Origin of the sequence: Kibdelosporangium banguiense (assembly GCF_017876405.1) — a bacterium.
In the GTDB taxonomy this organism is placed as follows: Bacteria; Actinomycetota; Actinomycetes; order Mycobacteriales; family Pseudonocardiaceae; genus Kibdelosporangium; species Kibdelosporangium banguiense.
In genome coordinates, this window is the sequence record NZ_JAGINW010000001.1 from 10,550,554 (window position 1) to 10,571,609 (window position 21,056).

23 protein-coding genes are annotated in these 21,056 nt (G+C 66.3%); 13 read left to right on the forward strand and 10 right to left on the reverse strand.

The features are described 5' to 3' along the window. The first annotated feature begins 370 nt into the window (after nucleotides 1–370). The 3 genes from JOF56_RS47165 to JOF56_RS47175 all read left to right on the forward strand — a co-directional run bounded on the left by JOF56_RS47165 (nucleotide 371) and on the right by JOF56_RS47175 (nucleotide 2,505). Nucleotides 371–1,156 carry a hypothetical protein gene (locus JOF56_RS47165; protein WP_209646017.1) on the forward strand — a complete coding sequence of 262 codons (786 nt, stop codon included), beginning with the start codon at nucleotides 371–373 and terminating at the stop codon, nucleotides 1,154–1,156. Nucleotides 1,157–1,410: 254 nt separating this feature from the next. Next, a complete protein-coding gene (locus JOF56_RS47170; protein ID WP_307855832.1) occupies nucleotides 1,411–1,758 on the forward strand; it encodes a zf-HC2 domain-containing protein in 348 nt (115 codons plus the stop codon). A gap of 54 nt (nucleotides 1,759–1,812) precedes the next feature. After that, nucleotides 1,813–2,505, forward strand: a complete 693-nt coding sequence (locus JOF56_RS47175) for a winged helix-turn-helix transcriptional regulator (RefSeq protein ID WP_209646019.1) — start codon at nucleotides 1,813–1,815, stop codon at nucleotides 2,503–2,505. 173 nt (nucleotides 2,506–2,678) lie between these two features. Here JOF56_RS47175 and JOF56_RS58945 read toward each other — a convergent pair whose 3' ends face one another. Further along, nucleotides 2,679–2,987: a hypothetical protein gene (locus JOF56_RS58945; RefSeq protein ID WP_307855581.1), complete on the reverse strand. Its 309-nt coding sequence runs from the start codon at nucleotides 2,985–2,987 to the stop codon at nucleotides 2,679–2,681. A gap of 468 nt (nucleotides 2,988–3,455) precedes the next feature. Here JOF56_RS58945 and JOF56_RS47185 point away from each other — a divergent pair, with 468 nt between their 5' ends. From JOF56_RS47185 to JOF56_RS47195, 3 genes are read left to right on the forward strand one after another with little or no spacing between them, the layout of a single operon-like run. Further along, entirely contained in the window at nucleotides 3,456–3,941 is a 486-nt protein-coding gene (locus JOF56_RS47185; RefSeq protein WP_209646020.1) for a DUF6292 family protein, read from the forward strand. A gap of 57 nt (nucleotides 3,942–3,998) precedes the next feature. Beyond that, nucleotides 3,999–4,169 (forward strand): hypothetical protein, encoded by a 171-nt coding sequence (locus JOF56_RS47190; protein ID WP_209646021.1) that lies wholly within the window; start codon nucleotides 3,999–4,001, stop codon nucleotides 4,167–4,169. A gap of 34 nt (nucleotides 4,170–4,203) precedes the next feature. Next, nucleotides 4,204–5,553, forward strand: coding sequence for a glucose/sorbosone family PQQ-dependent dehydrogenase (locus tag JOF56_RS47195; RefSeq protein ID WP_209646022.1), 1,350 nt, complete (start codon nucleotides 4,204–4,206; stop codon nucleotides 5,551–5,553). Between the two features lie 308 nt (nucleotides 5,554–5,861). On the opposite strand, the gene JOF56_RS47200 is transcribed toward JOF56_RS47195, so the two are convergent. From JOF56_RS47200 to JOF56_RS47220, 5 genes are all read right to left on the reverse strand, one after another. Continuing rightward, nucleotides 5,862–7,310: an APC family permease gene (locus tag JOF56_RS47200; protein WP_245378698.1), complete on the reverse strand. Its 1,449-nt coding sequence runs from the start codon at nucleotides 7,308–7,310 to the stop codon at nucleotides 5,862–5,864. A 103-nt stretch (nucleotides 7,311–7,413) separates the two neighbouring features. Beyond that, entirely contained in the window at nucleotides 7,414–8,055 is a 642-nt protein-coding gene (locus JOF56_RS47205; protein WP_209646024.1) for a GOLPH3/VPS74 family protein, read from the reverse strand. 947 nt (nucleotides 8,056–9,002) lie between these two features. After that, nucleotides 9,003–9,620, reverse strand: coding sequence for a roadblock/LC7 domain-containing protein (locus tag JOF56_RS47210; protein WP_245378699.1), 618 nt, complete (start codon nucleotides 9,618–9,620; stop codon nucleotides 9,003–9,005). Then, a complete protein-coding gene (locus JOF56_RS47215; RefSeq protein WP_209646013.1) occupies nucleotides 9,617–9,988 on the reverse strand; it encodes a hypothetical protein in 372 nt (123 codons plus the stop codon). Before JOF56_RS47215 ends, JOF56_RS47210 begins: the two co-directional genes overlap by 4 nt. A gap of 1,418 nt (nucleotides 9,989–11,406) precedes the next feature. Beyond that, entirely contained in the window at nucleotides 11,407–11,766 is a 360-nt protein-coding gene (locus tag JOF56_RS47220) for a DinB family protein (RefSeq protein ID WP_209646025.1), read from the reverse strand. Nucleotides 11,767–11,874: 108 nt separating this feature from the next. On the opposite strand from JOF56_RS47220, the gene JOF56_RS47225 reads away from it, so the two are divergent. After that, complete coding sequence (locus JOF56_RS47225; protein WP_209646026.1) at nucleotides 11,875–13,578, forward strand: serine/threonine-protein kinase; 1,704 nt, start codon at nucleotides 11,875–11,877, stop codon at nucleotides 13,576–13,578. A 1-nt stretch (nucleotide 13,579) separates the two neighbouring features. Here JOF56_RS47225 and JOF56_RS47230 read toward each other — a convergent pair whose 3' ends face one another. The 3 genes from JOF56_RS47230 to JOF56_RS47240 form a co-directional block, all read right to left on the reverse strand. Continuing rightward, nucleotides 13,580–14,110, reverse strand: coding sequence for a hypothetical protein (locus JOF56_RS47230; RefSeq protein WP_209646027.1), 531 nt, complete (start codon nucleotides 14,108–14,110; stop codon nucleotides 13,580–13,582). Beyond that, on the reverse strand, nucleotides 14,107–14,805 hold the full coding sequence (locus JOF56_RS47235) for a hypothetical protein (RefSeq protein WP_209646028.1): 699 nt from the start codon (nucleotides 14,803–14,805) through the stop codon (nucleotides 14,107–14,109). The genes JOF56_RS47230 and JOF56_RS47235 overlap by 4 nt, the downstream gene beginning before the upstream one ends. A gap of 249 nt (nucleotides 14,806–15,054) precedes the next feature. Then, a complete protein-coding gene (locus tag JOF56_RS47240; RefSeq protein ID WP_209646029.1) occupies nucleotides 15,055–15,315 on the reverse strand; it encodes a hypothetical protein in 261 nt (86 codons plus the stop codon). Between the two features lie 148 nt (nucleotides 15,316–15,463). On the opposite strand from JOF56_RS47240, the gene JOF56_RS47245 reads away from it, so the two are divergent. The 6 genes from JOF56_RS47245 to JOF56_RS47270 all read left to right on the forward strand — a co-directional run bounded on the left by JOF56_RS47245 (nucleotide 15,464) and on the right by JOF56_RS47270 (nucleotide 19,382). Further along, nucleotides 15,464–16,777, forward strand: coding sequence for a hypothetical protein (locus JOF56_RS47245; RefSeq protein ID WP_209646030.1), 1,314 nt, complete (start codon nucleotides 15,464–15,466; stop codon nucleotides 16,775–16,777). Nucleotides 16,778–16,907: 130 nt separating this feature from the next. Continuing rightward, complete coding sequence (locus JOF56_RS47250) at nucleotides 16,908–17,354, forward strand: YbaB/EbfC family nucleoid-associated protein (RefSeq protein ID WP_209646031.1); 447 nt, start codon at nucleotides 16,908–16,910, stop codon at nucleotides 17,352–17,354. A 4-nt stretch (nucleotides 17,355–17,358) separates the two neighbouring features. Continuing rightward, entirely contained in the window at nucleotides 17,359–17,673 is a 315-nt protein-coding gene (locus JOF56_RS47255) for a type VII secretion target (protein WP_209646032.1), read from the forward strand. Next, nucleotides 17,673–18,374, forward strand: a complete 702-nt coding sequence (locus JOF56_RS47260) for a WXG100 family type VII secretion target (RefSeq protein WP_209646033.1) — start codon at nucleotides 17,673–17,675, stop codon at nucleotides 18,372–18,374. The genes JOF56_RS47255 and JOF56_RS47260 overlap by 1 nt, the downstream gene beginning before the upstream one ends. Before the next feature lie 22 nt (nucleotides 18,375–18,396). Then, on the forward strand, nucleotides 18,397–18,687 hold the full coding sequence (locus JOF56_RS47265) for a hypothetical protein (RefSeq protein ID WP_209646034.1): 291 nt from the start codon (nucleotides 18,397–18,399) through the stop codon (nucleotides 18,685–18,687). Next, complete coding sequence (locus JOF56_RS47270) at nucleotides 18,684–19,382, forward strand: EndoU domain-containing protein (RefSeq protein ID WP_209646035.1); 699 nt, start codon at nucleotides 18,684–18,686, stop codon at nucleotides 19,380–19,382. Before JOF56_RS47265 ends, JOF56_RS47270 begins: the two co-directional genes overlap by 4 nt. Before the next feature lie 77 nt (nucleotides 19,383–19,459). On the opposite strand, the gene JOF56_RS47275 is transcribed toward JOF56_RS47270, so the two are convergent. Next, a complete protein-coding gene (locus tag JOF56_RS47275) occupies nucleotides 19,460–20,851 on the reverse strand; it encodes an alpha/beta hydrolase family protein (protein ID WP_209646036.1) in 1,392 nt (463 codons plus the stop codon). Nucleotides 20,852–21,056 lie beyond the last annotated feature (205 nt).

Below are 21,056 nucleotides of genomic sequence, written 5' to 3' on the forward strand. Positions count from 1 at the left end.
GTGCACGCCCTCGGGGGAGTCGAGCGGAGATCGCTTGCGGGTTTCGTGGGAGCCGACCGACTGCAATCGAAACGAACCGTCCCTTTAGGATCGTTGCCCTCCCTGGCCAACGACATCAAGGCACAACGAGTCCACGAATTCCCGCAGGCTATCGGCGAACTGAGCTCGCTGTTGGCCGCCGCGAGCCAACGCTCCACGTGTCCACTTTGACTAAGCATCGTGGCTGGTGTAGCTCCCGGGCTCTCCCACTACGATCCGCCGCCGCGTCAAGCCCAGGCTCGCTGCGTTGACCAGCATGAAGCGTCCTGACTGGACAGAGTGCGCCGGCTGGAGTGACAGGATCGAAGGCGTTGACGCTGAAGGACGTGAGATGAGCGCGCACCGTTCCCGCCGGATCGACCGGCACACCGCCGAACACCTACTTCGTGGTGAGCCGGTCCGGGCGCGGGCCGCTGGATCGGATGCGCTGCGCGAGCTGCTCGCGGCGGCGTCCGCCCCGGCGCAGGAGGGTGAGCTCGCCGGTGAGCAGGCTGTGCTGGCGGCGTTTCGGGCCGCTCGTCTCGCTTCTGTCCCTCAGCTACGGAGACGTTCGATGCTCATCAAGACCGCGCTGGCGAAGCTGCTCACGGTGAAGGTCGCGGCCATCGCCGTGACGGCGGTCGCCACCGGTGGTGTCACGGTGGCCGCCGCGACCGGCAACCTGCCCACCCAACATGGTGACAGCCCGACGGTGCCGCCCTTGGGCACGGTCTCGGTCACCTCCACCTCGTCGGTCGCCTCCAGCGGGGCGCCGGACGCGGCTGACCCGAACGCTCCAGGCAAGAACGCCGCTGACAACAACAGCGGCGACAAGAACGCTGGCAACAGCGGCTCGCCGTCGCCGTCGCTGGTGGGTCTCTGCCAGGCCTACACCGCCGGTGCGGGGGCCGAGCAGGGCAAGGCGCTGGACAATCCCGCGTTCACCGTCTTGATCACGACCGCCGGTGGCAAGGACAAGGTCTCCGTGTACTGCACCGACCTGCTCGGCAACCAGCCCGGGCAATCCTCGGCCGCACACCCGACGGGCCAACCCACCACGCACCCCACCGGTCCCGGTCAGGCACACCCGACGGGCAAACCCAGCGACACGCCGCCGTCGACGCGGCCCAGCCACTGACCCCGACTCCCACAGACTGGTACTCCCGCAGATCCGTGGCGACCGTTTCGCGTCCCGTCGCGCAGGGTCGCCGCCCGAGGGCGGGCGGCGGCTGTCCTCCCCTGTCAGCCGCCGCTCGTCCACCATATTCCACACAGGACACACAACGAACTGTCAATACAGCACGGGAATACAGAGGCGACCGGGCGACGGAACGAGATGGAGAAGGCACGGTGACACACGCATGCCCATACACCGTCACGGTCGGCGCGTACGTGCTCGGCGTGCTCGGCGAACGGGAAAACACCGAGTTCCGCCGGCACGCCGCGGGGTGCCCGCACTGCCAGCATGAGATCACGGAAAGGACAAAATCCTCGCCGACTGCACCGACCTGTTCGACAACCAGCCCCGGGAAGCCACATCCCTGGCGGGCAAACCCACCTTTGCTGCATGCCGCGCACACTGCGGCGAGGCATCACACAACCGCAAATAAACCAGCCACCATCAGCTCAATGTCGACCAACGAGTCTGAGCCCAGACCACACAAACTGCGACGAGTCAAGGTCATGCCCGCGGCCAAGATGCCGTCACACGAACGGGACCTGCATCCGCCCGGCCGCTGACAGCGGCACATCCCTAGTCCGAGCCGTAGTCCCAAGACCACCTGAACAACATCGATGAACCCATACGACCAGTATTGCCCGGTGGCCCGGGCCGCCGAACTGCTCACCGAGCGCTGGACAGTCCTGATCGTCCGCGAGCTGCTCCGAGGTGACCGGTCGGCCGACACGATCTCACGGTGTCTCAAAGGAATATCGCCTGCGGTGCTGTCCGCCCGGCTCAACCACCTGCGGCGCGCCAATCTCGTGACGGAATCCGTACAGCCCAAGGGAGCACCCCATTATCGGCTCACCACGGCGGGTTTGGAGCTGCGGCCGCTCATCGACCAACTCGGTGCATGGGGTCAACGCTGGCTGCCACCACCACGCAACGGCGACCTTGACGCCGCCCTGCTGATCACCGACATCAGCAACGAGATCGACACCGGCACCCTCCCGCAGCGCCCCGTCGCGGTACAGATCGTCCTGACAGATACCCCGCCACCTCGCCACTGGTGGCTCGTCCTGTCCGCCGAGCACGTCGAGGCACGCGATCACGATCCGGGTGTGCCCGTCGCCGTGCAGATTGCCAGCACCCTGTCCGCGCTGACGAACATATGGCTTGGCCACACCACCTGGCTCCAGGCAGTACAGTCGTCATCGATCCAGATACGCGGCCACCGAGACATGGTGCGGTCGACCATCTCGTGGCTCGGCGTGAGTCGTTTCGCCCGGGTGACCCGAGCTAGTTCACCATTGCCACGAGTGTGATCCGCCATAGCTCCTTGATCCACTGGGGCGGTAGGTGACCATGCGGACGCCCACGTGAAGGTTCCGGGCGGCGACCGTCGCGACACATCCGGCGGCGAAGCAGGCCAAAGGGGGTGTCGAGGAGCGTGTGGGGTTCAAAACCTTGCGCTAGCCGAGAACGTCATCCGGGCAGGCTAGGCAGCGTGGTGATACTCGTTGAGGATGCCGCCCAGCCGCTGGCGTCGGCGGATGTCGATACAGGTGATCTGGGCTTGATCGGTGATCGGCCGTGGCAGTGGTTGTAGTGGTCGTGCGTTGGCGATGCCTTGAACCCCTACCGGGGCGAGGACCGGACCGGCGGCAACGGCTACCGTCTGGCGAACACCACAGTGCACGGACACCCAGCCGCGGCCACGGCCACCGCCGACCTGTGCGGCATCGCGGTATTCGGCGTCGACATACGCCGTCGACGGGGTCAATGTCTCCGCGGACGCCACCGGCACCGAGCTTCTCGGAGTCCTGGGTTCGGACGCCTGCCGCGGCGTCTACCGCCAGATCCACCTCACCCCACGCCAGCACCTGGTCCCCGGCCTCCACTGACTGTCCTATCCCAACTATCCATCGAGGTCATGTGCGGGGGTGGCGTGGTTGAGGAACGGCTCGACGTCGGTCGCCCCGTCGACCGCGACCGCCCCGTCGCAGGAGCCCGTGAAGTGGCCAACAGGTGTCAATGTCGCTTATACGCCAACAGAGTTGTGACCGGCGTGTAGGTAGCCATGGTTTGCTGTCTTCGTAGCCGAGGGCTGGCGAGCTATGTGGACGGAGTCGCATGTCGCTTGGTTGTGTTGCCTCGCCTAGGCGCGGCGAGTGCTGGATCTGACCGGAGCCAGCTGCGAGCTCATCGGCTACCGGTCGCTGGGCGACGCGGTACGCACTCACGCTCCAGCCCCGGATGGCGTTGTGGTCGGCCGGTGAGCCCGCAGACAGACATCCACGACGGTGCCGACATGGCGGAGTACGGGCTGCGGAACTATGTGCATCGCATCGCCAATGCGCTTGGCGTCGGACCGGAAAGCACGTACGCCGAACTGGCCGATGAAGCCACCGCCTACATCGCCCTCAGCGATCGGCTGTTCCGGCACCCGTCCCGTGACGTGGCGTTGACCTGGGACGGCAGCCACGGGTGGGCTGTGGGCATGGAAACCCGCTGCGGGGAAGATCTCCTCATGCTGGCCTGGTACGGCTCGGACATGGTTCCCGCCCCCGAGAACGTCGTGGCGTTCACCAAATCCGTACTCGCCGGGGAACCGGTCGGCCAATCCGCCCCACCGACCGCCGACGCCACCGCCGTCCGCGACCGGCTCGGCGCCTACCTTGCGCCCCACACCGGGGAACCGGCCGGGTCGCCCCGCACAAACGGTGGTGTGGAGGATGGCGGACGAACGCCAGTGGCGTGATTGCGCATAGCGCCGGGTGCATGATGAGGCCCTCTTCGGCAGACGCTTTCCGGCTCGTTGACCGACAGTTTGCTTGTCACGGCTCGGGAAGCATTCACCTCCGGACTGCACCGTTGCGGGATCGGCGCCACGATTGTCGTGGTGTTCGCCATGATCGGAATGATCGCGCTGCGCAAGACTCGCCAGCCGGTCGCCTCGGAATCGACGTCGGTCCCGGAGAATTGTTGATCATTCCGTTCCGTCGAACAATCTGGGAGGGCGCGTGAGACGCCTCGCACTTGCGTTGACATTGATCCTTGCGGCCTCGCCGGTTGCCGCTGTTGCCGCGGAAACCGGCGAGGCCGTCGTCAGCAGGGTCGTGACGACCGGGCTTGCCGACCCGTACGAGATCACCTGGGGACCGGACGGATTCATTTGGGCCACTGAGAAAAACGGCCTGCGGGTCGTGCGGATCGATCCCCGGACCGGTGCACAGAAAACCGCGGTGACGATTCCCGACGCGATCCACTCGGCCCAGGACGGGGTCCTGGGCATGGCGTTGCACCCCGGTCTGCTCAACGGGAAGGATGTCGTTTTCGTCGCTTACACCTACGACGCCGACCCCGGCCCAGACGTCGTGCGTCGGACCAAGATCGCCCGCTACACCTACGACGTCCGGTCACAGCAGCTGGTCCGCCCCGTCGGCGTGATCATCGGACTGCCCGGCGGCGTCGACCACCAGTCGGCCCGGCTTGCGCTGGGCCCGGACGGCAAGCTGTACGACACCATCGGCGACCAGGGCGCGAACCAGTTCGCGGCCAAGTGCGAGCCGAACCTCGCGCAGCGACTGCCGACCGCCGCGAAGGTGTGGGCTCGCGACTGGACTGCCTACCAAGGAAAGGTCCTGCGGCTCAACCAGGACGGCTCGATTCCGGCCGACAACCCGGTTCTCGCCGGCGTTCGCAGCCAGGTCTTCAGCTACGGCCACCGCAACGCGCAAGGCCTTGTCTTCGGCTCCAACGCAACCCTGTACTCCAGCGAGCACGGGCCCAAGACCGACGACGAGGTCAACATCATCAGCCGTGGTATGAACTATGGCTGGCCTCATGTCGCTGGTTTCCCTGACGACAAGGCCTATGTCTACGGCAACTGGTCGGTGGCGCCGGACTGCGAGGAGCTGACGTTCGACGACTACACGATCCCGCCGTCGGTGCCGCGGAACAAGAAAACCGACTGGCGCGGCCGGGACTTCGCGGCTCCTATCAGGACGTTCCACACGGTGCCCAGTGACCACAACTTCAAGGACCCGACGTGTGCCGAAAGTAAGATCTGGCACCTCTGCTGGCCGACAGTCGCTCCTGCCAGCCTCGACTACGTCTCCGGCGCACTGCTCATGCCTGTGCTGAAGGATGGCACCGTGTACCGGTTGGCTCTCAGCCCAGACGGCACGGAGGTGACCTCCGTCAAGCCGCTGTGGCGGACCACCAACCGGTACCGCGACACCGCGATCAGCCCCGATAGCAAACGGGTCTACGTCGCCACCGACAGCGCCGGCCACACCAAGGATCCTTCCGGGAAACCCACGAACAAGCTGCGGAATCCCGGTTCGATCCTCGAGTTCCGGCGAGCCTAGCGGCTGTGATGGCCCTGCCGGATCAGGGCTTGCCGCTCGACCGTCAAGTTCCACTGCCTAGACAATCTGATCTGGACAACCATCCTGGTTGCCTGGGGCGCATTCGGCGACTCCACGACCGAGCTCAGCTGCCGCGTCCGACGGTATGGACTGGCTCTCGAGTGTCCTCCCTGCGACGATTCGTCAGATCGTCAATCCATAGTGGTCCCGCAGCTAGCAGATGGACGGCCAGTGGGTGGTCGGCGCAGGATCTTGGTGGGCCGTGGAGTCCTTCGGTGTCATCGCACTGACGTGGTGCTCGGGTGTTGTCAGACGTGTGGTGTCACGCCGAGTCTGTTTGGTGCCGTGGCGCTTCGCGGGCCGAGACCGATGCCGGCGTAGACGGCTGGGCGGGTTGCTCGCAGCAGCAGAGCCCAGATCACGCCGAGGGTGGCGATACTGAGGTAGGTGCCGGGGATGACCCAGCGGAGCGGAGAGTCCGGTGACACGCCGAGCAGGGTGGTGAGGTTGTTCAGCACCAGGTAGAGCACGGCCGCGATGGTGAAGGCGGCCAGGATTGGGGCGGTGATGCGACGCCACGCAGTTTCCTCGGATGGGTGGCGGGCGAAGAACACGATCACGGCGATCGAGGTGACGGCGATGAGGGTGAGAATCCCGAGTGCGCCGGAGGTGCCGCCCCAGAAGAACAGCTGCACCAAGGGGTCCCAGCCGGCGGCGAGGTAGGTGATGATCACTATGAGGCCGATGAGGCTTTGGATGAGGGAGCCGACGCGGGGTGTGCCGGAGCGTGAGGTGGTACCGAGGATCGCGGGTAGTACGCGTTCGCGGCCCAGAGCGAACATGTAGCGGGCGGTGGTGTTGTGGAAGCTGAGCAGGGCGGCGAGGACGCTGGTGACGAACAGGGCGCGGCCGATGTCCACCATGGCGGTGCCGAGGTGTGCGTCGGTTAGTTGGAATATCAGTTCTGGGCCCAGGGTGCGGGAGGCGTTCACGATCTTATCGGGGCCGGTCGCCACGCTCATCGCCCAGGAAGCCAGGGCGTACAGGCCGCCGGTGATGGCGATCGAGGCGTAGGTGGCGGTGGGGACGGTGCGGGTGCGGTCTTTGGCTTCCTCGCTGAACACGACGGCTGATTCGAAGCCGACGAATCCCAGGACCGCCAGGGCGAGCAGCGCGCCGATGCCTGGCCCGAACAGGTGGCCTGGTGCGAGGGTGTCTGCGGTGATGTGTCCGTTCGCGGGGTTGGCCACCTCGGCGAAGCTGTAGATCAGGAGGATGGTGATTTCGGAGCAGAACAGGATGGCGAGGATCTTGCCGTTGAGATCGACGTGCTGGCGCCCAAGGACGGCTACGAGCGCCCATGCGGTCAGGGCGATGACGCCCCAGTGCACGTCGAGGCCGAACCAGTCGCGGAGCAGTGGCGCGGCAGCGACGCCGATAGCGCCGTATAGGGCTACTTGCAGCGTGTTGTAGGCCAGCAGCGCGACCCAGGCGGCACCGACGCCTAGCGGTCGGCTGAGGCCTTGGCTGATGTAGGCGTAGAAGGCGCCGGCGTTGACCACGTGCCGGGCCATGGCCACGAACCCGACGGAGAAGAGGGCCAGCACGATGGCGATGGCGATGAACGCCAGGGGGATTCCGATCAGGCCGGTGACGGCGTAGCCGGTGGTGACGATGCCGGCCACGACGGTGAACGGGGCTATGGCGGACAGCACGAAGAAGATCACGGATGGCACGCCGAGTCGATCTGCGGCCAAGGCGCTTGTGATGCTGGCACTGCGAGCGCGGGTGGAATGTCCGGAAGCAGGAGCGGGCATGAGATGAAACTCCGAGGGGAAGAGCCGGGCTTGGGACGGTGGGCTATGCGCGGTGACTCAATACGGCGTCGCCGACAGCGGCCGCGGTTTCGTCGATCAGTTCGGCAAACGGTGGCGGCAGCGCAGTGGCGAGAACCTGTCGAAGGTAGCCGCTGACCTCGGCAGGAGCATCGAGCACGAGATATTTCTCCACGCCGGTCGCCACCATCAGGCCAGCGAGCACGGCGTCAGGAGTAGTCAGTGGCTCGTGCCTGGTCAACCGCGTTGTCAGCCGGGCCGCGGTCAGTACCGCGATGTTCGGGTCGTTCGGCGGGTACGTAGCCTGCCTCCATGGTTGCCACGATGTCTGCCGGTGGACCCGGCCGGCGAGCAGCAGTCGCTTCGCGACCAGCTCGTATGTGTTCTGAGCCAGGTAGCGCAACCAGTCCCGGACGTCGGTAACCTCACTGTCCCCGACCAGTTGGCGCAGGATGGTGCCCACCAAGGGGTCTTCGGGAGGGCGGAGATCGATCACGGTGATCTGGCCACCGGTGATGGTGATCTTGCGCGACAGCAGTAGTTCACCCAGCAGCGCACCGGCCAGTCCCAGGGCGGCTGTGTGTTCACTGAGCCGGCGTCGTCCGGACGCGGCATCGTGTGTGGAGAAGAAGTATTCGTCGGCGAGCAGCAGCACCGCTCGAGCCACCTTCCGTTCAGCTACTCGAATCGAGGTCGATCCTGGTGAGGTGACGCCGCATGAGCGGCGGGGCACGTCTCTGTCCAGGACGTTGATCTACGCCCCGTCCGTGCACTGTGGACTGACTGCGGCAAGCGCTGTCTCGGTCGACCTGTTTGTCCAACTGTGGGCTCTCACCGAGTAACGCCACCGGCATCAGCGCGCGGACGATCGCACGACGTCATGGCGTCGTATTAAGTCGCCTCGAGCGAGAGGACGGGGTGGCGTCGTGGCACAGATTTGACGCCGGATGGCGTGTGAACGCTGAGCACTGAAAGTCTCCCTCGATTATCGAGACGTTCAGCTTAGGTGCACGCAGGGCTAAAGAAAAGACCCGGGTCGATTGATGGGGTGACCGGGTGATCGTGCATTCAGGGCGTAAAAAACAGGCGTTAATCCAACGCTCAACATTCTACATCTATAGTTGTCTGCATGACATTACCGAAGCATGTACTGGGAAACAGTTCATCCTCAACAGCGCGAGTGGGCTGAGAGCAGGCGACGCACAGGAGGGAATGCTGTTATGTTGGCAAATCACAGCCATGCCTGATCAGTTGCCTACTACTGAGCAAGACCCTTATCGAGAGCTTGTGACGAGGTAGTGGGCAACGAACATCCCAACCGGCGACCTTGCCGGCGTCGTCGACAGCACGCGAAAATGATTCACGTGCCATCCAATTCACCGTTTCCCGCGACCGCCTCCGCCGTTGACGGAGGACGGTCGCGAAACTGCCGGCGTTCCGGGACGAGATCGGCTTCAAATTCGACAATCAGCCTCGGTTCCACGGGGTGACATTCGGATGCCGCGCTCATCCGCAGAAGCGCGCTTCGCGGCTACGAGGAGACGTTCGACTATCTCGAATCAGAGGTCGTGGTCCCGCGACAGATCCTGAGTAGACGAACAACCGCCGCGGCTGTTACTCCTCGCGTACCAGACTCGGGTCGTGCTCGTTCGCGTGCTCGGCGTCAGCGGGCGCTGGCTGCTCGAAGTAGGCGCGGCGGACGGCCCGGACGGTGTGCACCCGCAGGCGGAGGATGGCCTGCTGGAGCAGGGATAGCGCCTGCCTGGCGGCGATGTTGAACAGGCCCGTGGTGATGTCGGGCTCGCCGAACACCACCAGCAGGACGGAGCCCTCGACCGGGAAGACGGCGACGTAGCCGGACGCGCCTTCGAACATCGCCGCGCGCGGCGCGCCGAGGTTGGCCTGCCCGGTGAACTGGGCGGCCAGCCCGACCGCCGCGGCCGCCATCGCCGCGACACTGCCCTCCTCGATGCCGCGGGTGGCGCTGCCCAGCACCAGCCCGTCCCGAGTGGCCACCAGCAACCCGATGACACGATCGACGCGGCCGCGGATGTCTCCCAGCGCCTCGGTCACCGCCGCCTCGGCCAGCGTCAGCGCCTCGGCGGCGCCCGACGGCGGCGTCACCATCGGCCCAGGCGGCGACAGGTCCCGTCTCGTCGATGTGTGCCTGCGCGTGGGCAGCGCAGAGGAATCCTGGAGATCCGTGCGTATCTTGGTCTGCATCTCGCTCATACCACCAAGTCGGCTTCGATGCGCTTGAGCTGATGCCGGGCCAGCGCGAGGTTCGCCCGTTCCCGATCCAGGACCAGATACAGAAACAGCGTCGAGGTGCCCTTGGCCGGTTGCAGCAGCCGGATCAGGTGATACTGCCGGTGCAGAGTGATCAGGATGTCCTCGATATCATCGTTGAGCCCGAGTGCGGACATCACCCGCAGTTTCGACCGCACCACCTCGGTATTGCCTGCCGCGGCAACCTCCAGGTTCAACCAGTCACCACCGCCCAGCGTGCCCAGCGACATCCCACTCTCATAGTCGACCAACGCGACACCCACCGCGCCGGCAACGGACATCGCCTCTTTCAGCGCCCTGTCGATATTCATCGCGAACGTTTCTCCTCGTGTTAATACAGGCACGCACAGGATGGCGCACCTGACGGTTCCCCGACCACTACACGTGAAAAGGACCGCTTGATGGGTCAAGCTATGCCGCGGTGACGATACAAGTACCTACTTTTGCGAGGCAACATCGATACCTGTCGGTAACAAACGGTATCAATCCCTCCGTTGGCATCAAACGATCTTTCGCAAGATATGGAGTAGTTCCGACGTGCGCGATCACGCCACCCAGCTCGAACCGCAAGGAGCCGTCCCGGTTATCACCCGACCGAGCGGGGTGGGCCTGGCGGCTCGACGTAAAGATAGTTCGGTTTTCGATTTCCATGGTTGGTTGATGCTCGGGAATTTTACATGTCAAATCGTTGGACAATGACGTGCTATCGCCAAGATTTTCCGACGCCGGTTACCGAAGCTGCTCCATCAGGAATGTCAGCCCTACCGACCCGGTGAAGCTGCGATAGGACGTCTCCATCACGTGGTCCCAGCCGCCGAAGTCACCGGGACTCTAACTGAGCGCGCTGACGGCCACTCCGCGGCCGGAAACGGCTCCCTGTCAGCATCGGAGTCCCAGGAATCGCACGAGCGTGTCGTACGACGCCCAGTACTCCTCGTCCTCGAACGTCCGCAGCAGCGTCATGCGTGTGACGCTAGCGTCCACGACCGACTCCCCAGTACCCCCAGAAACGGTCTCGCTGCTAGGCGAGCGAGACCCTCACGTTGTCATCCACGTCCGCCGCCGGGCGCACGAAAACCGCCCACCACCACGGGAAACGGCCAACACAGAAGCCGACTCGTTCACGGCACGCATGTGCGATCCGAACCGGTAACCGCCACATGCAAAGACGAGTCGCCAGGGCTCGCGGCGCCTGGCGGATTGTTGACGTTGGCTCATTGTGGCCAGCTGACGACCTACCTGCCGACCGCGATCCGCACGGTTTGGGTTGCCTGCCACGGAGGTCTGCCCGGCAGCCTCGGCTGAATCCTGTACCGCTCGAAAAGTCGTCGCTGCACGTCAAACCACGTATCGGTCTTCGTTGACGACGCCGCCGACGACCGGGTACGTGGCGGCGCGATGCAGACGAGACCGCAGGCACTGCTCGTGCCCCGTCACCACAAACGCCGTCCTCCTCAGCCAGATCATCGGCAGGTCCGATACCCGCACCAGGGCTCACAGACTGCTCCGCACCAGCGGCCACAGAACCTCATCAACGAGCACAGTTACAGTCACGCCGCTCGACGTGCAGCGATGACTTTCGAGCGGTATGTCGGGTCCGTACCAGGTCTCCGGTGCCAGTTGGACGAAGGCAGCGCCGACGCGCTGACCTGTGTGCCTCAGATTCACTGGCACACAGGGAAAGCGGCGAACAGTGCACCACGAACGCCCTGTCCGCGCACGACTCACCTCACCCGCGTCTGCTCAGATGCCCGAGCAACGCGGTGAACGGATCCGCCTCCACCGCCACCAAGACGACCGGGCCGAACGGACCGCCACGCGGCGCCTCGCTGATCGCCGTCATGGCGTACTCCCGCACCGCCGTGACGACGGCGTCGTCCGGCTTGTAGGGCACACCTGCGCCGCTGGCGATGTCCCAGCCGTGCACCAGGATCTCGAGCATGCTGATGGTGGCCAGCTGCCGCCCGGTGGGGGATGTCGAACCGTTGCTCCAGCACGGCCGGGTTGCCGAACGTCTCGACTGCTCCGGCCGCCGCGCGCTGGCGCCGCCGAGCCAGGTCGCGGCGCCTGGCACCAGCAGACCAAGCACAGCTCAGCGACACTTTCAGCCAACCTTGGAATTGCCTTATAAGGGCTTGCGGCCCATACGCCTGATCGGGTCTCACATCCGCTGGGGCGGGGTGCGTATCTTCTTCACATGGTCGATCACGATGGCCGGCTTGTCACCGGCCGGTACCGGCTGCGTGACCGGCTCGGCAGTGGTGGCATGGGTACGGTGTGGCGGGCCACCGACGAATTCCTCGAACGCGAGGTGGCGATCAAGGAGGTGACTCTCCTCGGCGCCGTCGAGGAGTCCGCACCTGCTTTCCAGCGCACGCTCCGCGAGGCACGCGCGAGCGCGCGATTACGGCATCCCAACATCGTCACTGTGCACGACGTGGTTCTTGAGGCCGGTCGGCCGTGGATCGTGATGGAGCTGATCGACGGCCCCTCGCTCGCCGAGGTCGTCGAGCGGGACGGCCCGTTGACGGAGCGCCGGGTCACCGACATCGCGCGGCAGTTGCTCGCCGCGCTCGCGAGCACCCATGACAAGGGGATTCTGCACCGGGACGTCAAGCCGGCGAACGTGTTGCTCGACGGGGACAGGGTGGTGCTCACCGACTTCGGCATCGCGGTGGTCGAGGGCGGCACGGCGCTCACCGCTACCAACCAGCTGATCGGTTCGCCGCAGTACCTGCCACCGGAACGGATCAACGGCCAGGAGGCCGGGGCGCCGAGCGATCTGTGGGCGTTGGGCGTAACCCTGTTCTACGCGATCACCGGCAAGTCACCGTTCCAGCGGGACGACGTGCAGTCGGTGTTCGCCGCCGTGCTCACCCAAGATGCTCCCCCGGTGCCCGGGGCGCTGGGACCGCTGATCGAAGGCCTGCTGCGCAAGGACCCCGCCAAGCGACTCACTGCCGCCGGGGCCGTCGCCCTGCTGCGCCATGGTGCCGAGCCGACCCGGCCGATCACGCGAGAGATCCCCGGGACGCAACTGGCGCCACGGCGCAGGCGGCGCCAGGTCGTGGTCGCGTTGGCACTGGTGGTCGCGCTCGCCGCCACTGCGGTGCTGTGGATCGTGTTGTCGCAGCAGCAGACCAGCGAGTCAGCGCTTGACCGGATGACCGAACGGGGCTCGGTGATCATCGGCGTCCGGGGTGACCAGCCGGGACTCGGCTGGTGGGATTCGGTCAGCCAGTCGTTCACCGGCTTCGACGTGGAGATCGGCAAGCGGATCGCCGCCGGGCTGGGCTTCGCCGAGGACCGGATCACCTTCAAGGCGGCCGACCCGGCGCAGCGCGAGAACGCCCTGGCCACCGGCGAGGTCGACATGGTCATCGGCAGCTATCCGATCACCGACGACAACAAGCGGCGCGTGAGTTTCGCCGGGCCGTACCTGACAAGCGGGCCGAGCCTGCTGGTGCGCAAGGAAGACGAGCAAGGTATCAGGCCCGGTTCGTTGCGCGGGCGCAAGGTGTGCGCGGTGGGCGGCACGTTCGCCGCGCAGTATCTGCAAACTGCCGGCGAGGTCGAACCGTCCGGCATCGTGCTGCTGGAGTCACTGGACGAATGCCTCAACGCACTGAACGACAAGCGCGCCGACGCGATCAGTTCGGACGACGCGATACTGACCGCCTACGCATCAGTCGCCGGCAAGAGGTACACCGTGTTCACCTACTCCACCGTGATCTCCGTCGAGTACGGCATCGGTCTCGGCCACGACGAGAAACCCTTGCGTGACAAGGTTAACAACATTCTGACCAATGCGTACAACGACGGCACCTGGCTGCAGATCTATGACCGGACCCTGGGCTATGCCGACCTGATACCGAAGGTGCCCACGGTGAAGCCGTACTGACTTACTTCCGCAACGCGGTGATCAGCTCGTCCCGGCGGGCGGGGTCAGGGTCGAACGGGAGGTCCTGGCCGGTGAGCAAGGTCAGAAACCGGTACGCGAAGTCGCAGCGGCGGTAGCCGAACATCTTCGCCATCGTGGCTTCCTCCGATCCGCGCAGGGGTGCCGGGGAGTGGTCGCCCAGAAGCTCGACGAGGTACGGCCGGGCCGGATTCCCCGCTTCCAGCAACGCCGCGCCGGCAGGCCCGACATACGACCCGCCCGGTTCGAGGTAGCCGAAGTCGTTGAGCCACTGGACATGCGCAAGCGCACCGGCGAGGACAGCCGCACGTGCCCCGGCCGGAATCTCCCGGTAACCCGGGGGATCGTCCCGCCGCAGGGCCATCAACAGGTGAAACCCAGTGTGGTCATGGGTCTCCCGCAACTGTGTCACCCCGTCGGCGGCCTGCCCAGCGGACAGCCGGTTGCCACGCCAAGCCTCGGACTGTTCCAAGGTGAGGCCGGCCGCGGAGTCGGAGATCAGTTCGTTGATCATCGGAACGCCGGCAGGGCTTGCTGGTTGGGATCGTTACGACCGGCGAGCGGGCCGGCGGCCTGGGCGTTCCAGGCTGCCGCCGCGGTGGCCAGCCCGGCGGTCGGCCGGTCCTCGACGGTGGTCGCATGCGCGGTCATCGTGCCCGAACGGTCCACATCGAATCCCCAGTGGACGACGGAGTACACGAGGTTTGCCTGCGGGCCTTCGATCGACACGATGGCCGTCTCGAAGTTGAACGACACGTTCAACATCGAGTCCCCCGGCCCGTCGTAGAAGGTCGCGTCGACCGGGCCGGCCGGTGCGCTGCCGTAGGTCACGTTGTTCATGGCCGTCCCGTCGTTGTTCATGCCGTAGAAACCATATCGCCTGCCGTGGACGCGATCGATGGCTTCCTGGTTGGCGTTGCGGCGGCTGTTCTGCGGTTCCATGTACTCCTTGTTCGTGTTCGTGCCGGGTTCCACCAGCCGGCACGTCTGCACGAAGCCGGTCTTGGGCGAGTCCACGACGGCCGGGTCCGGGTGGAAGGTGATCCGGAAGTCGAAGCTGTAGGAGCCTCCCGCCGGGGCCGGATGGGGCTGCGAGGAATGGGTCACCGTGCCGAAGACGGCGCCATGGCCGCGGCCGGTGAGCCGCTGCAGCCTGCTGATGATCCGGTCCGCGTTGCCGATCCCGGTGGCCTGGCGCGCCCCGGCCATCATCCGCACCTGCTGGTCGGAGCAAAACAGCCGCCCGCGGCCACTGCGAGCCGGTGTAGTCGGCTTCGAGCCGGGCGACCCTGGCCGTTTCCCGCGGTTGGAAGACCGCGTCGACGTCCTCGAACACCTCGTGCGCGGTCGCTCCAATTCGGATCGAAGCGTCGCGCAGGCCGCGCAGCTTCTCCAGATCCAGTCCCGCCAAGGCCGCGCGGCGCTCAGCGGAGGATCCGAATCCGTGGATCGCCGTATTCACGCATCGTCGAAATTCGGCGCGGCCGCGGACACCCATTGCAGCACGCCAGGTCCGATCAGGCGCCCCAAGGGGAAGCAATCCCGGCCTGCCATGGCGCTACGGCCGTTCAGGCACAGCTCGGCTGATATGAATTGCGCCGTGAACACGGAGACCGGCGACGCCGGGTGCCTGCGGGCGCGCTGGCCGCGGCGATCGGACATCAGCCACCGTTCAATGCCGCGGAGCTGGCCGCAGTCGAGGAGCTGGTGGTGACGCACGCGCGCGACCTCAAGCTATTGAGGGCCTGCACGGGGTTGCGGCGGCTGCGCATCGTCGCCTCCGAGGTGACCGACACCGTCTGGTTTCGACAAGGACTCGTCGCTGGAGCATCTCGAGATCGTCGCGACCCGGCTGGGGTCCCTCGGCGTGCCCTTCTGCGAGCGCCTCGAACGCGTGGACATCCTCTATTCGTCGCTTGACAACTGCGGCGATCTGATGGGGATCGCGAACTGGAATCGCGGCACCGTGATCGCCAACCACTGCGCCCAGCGGGGCTGGCACTGGCTGGTCGGCAACGCCGACTGGGGACACCACCTCGGCGAGTTGTCGACCGAGGAGGACTGGCGGGAGACCCAGGAGCTGTGGCTGCGCGCGCAAGCCTGCGTGGGGCACATCGGCCGGGGCGATTCGTACCTCGTTCGTCCCGGGCTGCCGCGGTTCACCAGCAACACCTTCGACGCGCTGCGCATGACGCCCGCAATGGTCAGCCGTTACATGCTGCACCCCGCCTTCTCCATCGAGTGGCTGTTCACGGAGCACGCCGATCGCGTCGCGACGCCGGACCTGGTCCGGCTCGCCCAGGCGCGCACGCTCGGTAAGAGCGACGCAACGCGCGTCTGGATCGCCGGCTCGTCGTCGGAGCCGGCCGACCAGGAAGGGCTGACCGCCTTCGTCGAGAAGTTTCCCAACATCGTTTTCTATCGATGGAACGAGAGCGCCACTGATCCAGCGCTACCCGAATGGTTTCGCGCTCAGGAACGCACGCTCGGCGGCTGGATGCCCCACCGTCCCCTCCCGACGGTGCGCTTCGCCAGCTTCGACAGCGAAGGATGGTCGCCGCGGGACAGTTACGTCGCGTCCATCCCCTATGTGCTGGGACGGCGTGGGCATGGCAACGACGGCTCGCGGGAACTGCTGGAGAGGGCCGGCTTCGTCATCGTCGCGCTGTCGAGAGACGGCGTGAACTCGACGCTGGCGATCCGCACCGACGGCGACGACCGTCGCGTCTACGAGTACTGCCACGAAGACATCCTCGACGCGATGTCCGACGACAGGGACATCACCCAGTCGATCTACCCGGTCTTCCGGTCGTATGCGGCGATGTTGAGTCATATCACCGAGATCGAGCCGGTCGACATCAAACCTCATCCCGGCGGCCGCACCATGACGTTCACCTTCCCCCAGTTCGACCAGCCCAACACACTCGACGCCGACCGCACATGGGTCGCGCTCTACGACAGCTACGACCAGCGCAACGAGGACGCTTACTACGTCATCACCGTGCACGACGGCGAACACGAGACCGCCCGCTTCGTGGCGAAGGTCGGGCTGTGGTGGGCCGAAGACGACTGGACCAGCTCGGACTTCGTCGACCGCTTGCGCCGCGAACTGCACCACCTCGCCGGCGAAGGCGAAACCAACACCTCATACCAGGGCTGGCGTACTACGCGGGAAACATGAGCTCGAACCCAGCAAGCTGGCCGACGCTCGGCTTCCAGGACGGCCGAGTCAATGCGGCCATTTCGCGCGTGGCGGGGCCTGGGGATCACTAAACTCCCGAACTGTCTTGGCCACGGAGGACGGGGAACCCATGAGTGGGGGCATTCTCGATCCAGACGCCGCGCGTGAGCGCGTGGCGTCCTGGAAAGGGCGGATCGACAAGCTGGCCGCCGACACGCAGGCCATGAGCGACCGGCTGCAGCAGGTCCGGGTGACCGCGTCCGACCCCGGCGGACTGGCCGAGGTGACGGTGGACTCCACCGGCGCGCTGGTTGGTCTGCGGTTGACCGAGCGGATCCAGCGGACCGCGCCGGATGCCGTCGCCCAGGCGGTCATGTCCTTGCTGCAGCAGGCTCGCGGACAGGTGGCGCGCCAGTCTCAGGAGGTCATCGCCGAGACGATGGGCCCCGATTCGGCCGCTGGACGGGCCATCGCCGAGCAGGTGGGCAGGCACCTGCGGGGCACGCCGCCAGAGGCCGACGACAGCCACGACGACGGCGGCGACTTCGACACGCAGTCCTACCTGAGGAAGCGGTAACGGCATGCCCGACAGTTTCGCAGTCGCCACCGACCAGATCCGCACACACGCGGCCAACATCGAGGCGGTGCTCGCCCGCTTCGAGGCGGTCAAGGCCGCCAGTGCTCACATCGCTCAGGACGACCAGGCTTACGGCCTGCTGTGCAGCTGGATTTCCGCTGTGCTGGAGGGCAAGCACACGCGGCAGGACGAGCTGATCGCCAAGGTCGCGGAGAATCTGCGACTCGTCGCGGCCGGGCTGCGCACCAGCGCCCAGATGTACGACACCACCGACCAGTCCAGCGCCTCGACGCTCGCCTCGATGCCCGGAGGGCGGTAATGGCCGACGGAGGACTGGTCGCGCCGGTCGAGTCCAGCCGCGAGGTATGGACCGGGTCCGGCCTGGCCGACAGCATCGAAGGCCTGGTCGACGCGGTGCGTTCCGAGGGCTGGGTGGACGACGCGCTGGCCGGTCTCGGTCTCGGCGTCGAGGTCGCCGCAACGGTCATGGACCCGATCAGTGCGTTGCTGGCCAACGGCATCGGCTGGGCGATGGAGTACTTCGAGCCGCTGCGGGAGATCCTCGACGAGCTGACCGGCAAGCCGGACGTGGTCCGTTCGCACGCCGCCACCTGGAACAACATGGCGACCGAGCTGCACGCGATGTGCGACGAGCTGGGCAACCACCTCAACAAGGACACCCCGGACTGGCACGGCGAGTCCGCCGACGCCTACCGCGCGCTGATGGTCAACAACGTCGACGCCCTCGGCGGGCTGGCCGCGATCTCGGCGGCGATGGCGGTGGCGACCGAGGGCGCGGGCGGACTGGTCGAGCTGACCAGGGAGATTGTCCGCGACCTGATCGCGGATCTGGTGGCCAGGGTGATCGTGTGGGTGGCGGAGGCGATCTTCGTGGTCACCATCCCGGTCATCGCGTCGCAGATAGCGGCGGCGGTCGTCAAGTGGGTCGGCCGGATCACCACGTACACCCTTGGCCTGATCAACAGCCTCACCAACCTCGACAAGCTCCTCAACAGCTGAGGGCAGTCCCGCTAGGAGCACAGTGGACCTCGTCAAGCTGAACACCGACTCACGCGCCCTGCTGGAGTCGGTCGCCGACCGTCTCCCGGCCGACACCGTCGCGCAGTACCGCAGGCTGGGCACGGCCGGCGAATGGGCCGAGCTGGTCGACGGGCTGGCCGCGTCGCTGGTACGCCGCAGGGTGGTCGTCACCGTCGCCGAGTACGAACAGTTGGCCGACCTGCTCGGCCGCTTTCCCGCGGGCCAGGAAGGTTACGCCTTCCTAGGCGACCCACAGGGCGTGCTGGCACAACTGGCGGTCGACCCGTCGTGAGCGCGCTGCGGGCCCACGCGCGACACGTCCTGGCGCTGTTAGTCCTGCTAGCCGGATTCATGCTGCACAAACGCCCACCAGGCGGAGGCGGCGACTCCCCGTCGAGCAAGCCGGGCGACACCGACACCACCACGGGCAAACCGTCGCAGCAGCGCGGAAACATCGACGCAGGTAAGGGCGTCACCAGCGCCCAGGACGCCACCGACGCGGCAGCCGACGCAGGTACGCCTCCTGACGGCCGTGCGGGTACCAGCAACACTCCCACCGAACGCCCCAACCAATGGTCAACCGTCGAAGGCTCCCCGCCGCCGATCCAGAACATCAACCTCAGCCAGGGCCGCCGCACCCACATCATGGACGGCGACGCGAACGGCGTAGGCGGCGGCCACTTCCCCGGCACCGGCATCCCCGGCAAGACCGAGTTCCCCGAACGCTGGCTGCCCGACGAGAACGACCCGGCGGCACCCGAGCTCGACGCCACCATCGTCGGGCACATCGAAGACGTCGCCCGTAACCCCGACACCCCACCACGCCTGCAGGACAACGGCCGCTGGGTCGTCAACGGCACCCGCGACGGCGTCGACATCGAAGTCATCCTCAACCCCGACGGCAGCATCTGGACCGCTTATCCGACCGGCGGTCGCGGCGTGACCCGCAACGACGAGCACGGCAACCCTCAGCCACTGGACGAGTAACCGGCTGAGCCGGCGGGGTTCAGCGGCCAACTGCTGCCAGTTGGCTGGTTCGGCCAACTGGCAGCGGGTGACGCCGGCTAACGCGATGGGCGGAGCTGGCGAGGTGGTTGCTGATCGGTGAATGCCGGCGGCATCACCTTGTCGGCGAAGGTGTAGATGTCGAACACGGTTTGTTGTTGCTGGGTGAAGGTCGCGGCCCGGGCGTTGAGTGTGTTCGTACGCAGGTCTGGCCACCGGCCGGTTTCGACCTTGGTCAGCAACCCTTGCAGCGCAAGGATTTCGTCGGCCGCGCTGAACGCGCCGTGGTCGCCACGATCGACGTAGAGCTGGCGCAGCCGCTCAGGATGGCCGTGCCGGCGGACCTGCTCGCCGTACCAGCGGGCGTCGGAGGTGATGATCCCCTCGGCAATGCCGTGCAGCGTGACGACCGGCGTCGGCGTAGTTCCGGCGGACACGCCGTACCGGTACATCCAAGCCACTGCCCGTGGGTCTGGCGCGATGCGTGGTGCATCGGCGAGTCGCCGCAGATCGGCTCGCAGGTCCGTGCCGGCCCCTCGATAGGCCTGCTCGACGAAGTCACGCAGACCCGAATGGGCAAGCTGCTGGGCGTAGTCGACGCCGACGTTGAATGACGGGTTGCCGCCCGCACGCCGTTCGACGTCGACCCTGCCTGTGGGGCCCAGGGTGGCGACGAAGGCCGCCTCGGTCCACCACGCCTGCTGGCGAATCGCCTCAACCAGGTCGGTCGGCCGTGGCGCATGGGCGGTCGCCCAGATCGGCAGGCCACCGATCGCGCCGATCAGCGCCAGTTTCGCCCGCCCCTCGGGTGTGGTCAGGGCCTGCTGGACGCCTTGCTGCAGCACCTGTGCGCTGTGCAAGGGGTTGCGCGCCTTGACCAGCTCGAGTCGCTGGTCGTCGGTGAGCAGGGTGCGGACTGCGAACGTGACGTCAAGCCCGCGGTTCAGGTTCGCCTGCGCGTCCTGGAGACTGCCGAGAGCCAGCACGCCGTCGAACCGATGCGGGTGGCGCTCGGCGAGCCGCGTCGCGATGCCGCCGCCCATCGAGAAGCCGGAAGAGATGGTTCGCCGGGGCTCCCCGATGTTCGAATCGAACCAGTCCAGCAGTGCGAGCTGGTCCTCGAGCGCGTCGTCGAGCACCATGCCGACGCGCCCCCTGTAGTCGGATCCGGCCAGCGCGTAGCCGTGGTCGAGCAGCCACTGCTCGGTCTCAACTCGGTTGGCGAGCGGAATTCCCGGCGGGATCGGGATACCTTCCGGCACATAACCGTGGCTGAACAGGATCAGCGTGCCGTTCCATCGCTCCGGCGTCTCGACCCGGTAGTCGGCACCGTTGATGGTGCCGGTGTACGTATGCCGTCCCGGCACGGTCGTCGTCGCGGGAGCGGTGCCCGTGATGCTGACCAGGCTGGCAAGTACCAGCAGGACGAGCGTATACAGCCGACGTCTCATGAGTGTCCTCCTGTCGAACTCGGTCATTGACACGTCGAAGCAGCCAGGTCGAAACAGACACCTTTGCCGTGAAACCTGTCACAGTTTCAGCGCGCTTCCAGCGTCGCGGACAACGCGTCAGCGCCGTTTCAGGCCTCGTCACCAACATGAGCGGCAAGCCCTGATCCGCTTTGGCAAGCGGGCAGCGCGGCCGGCCGGACGGCCA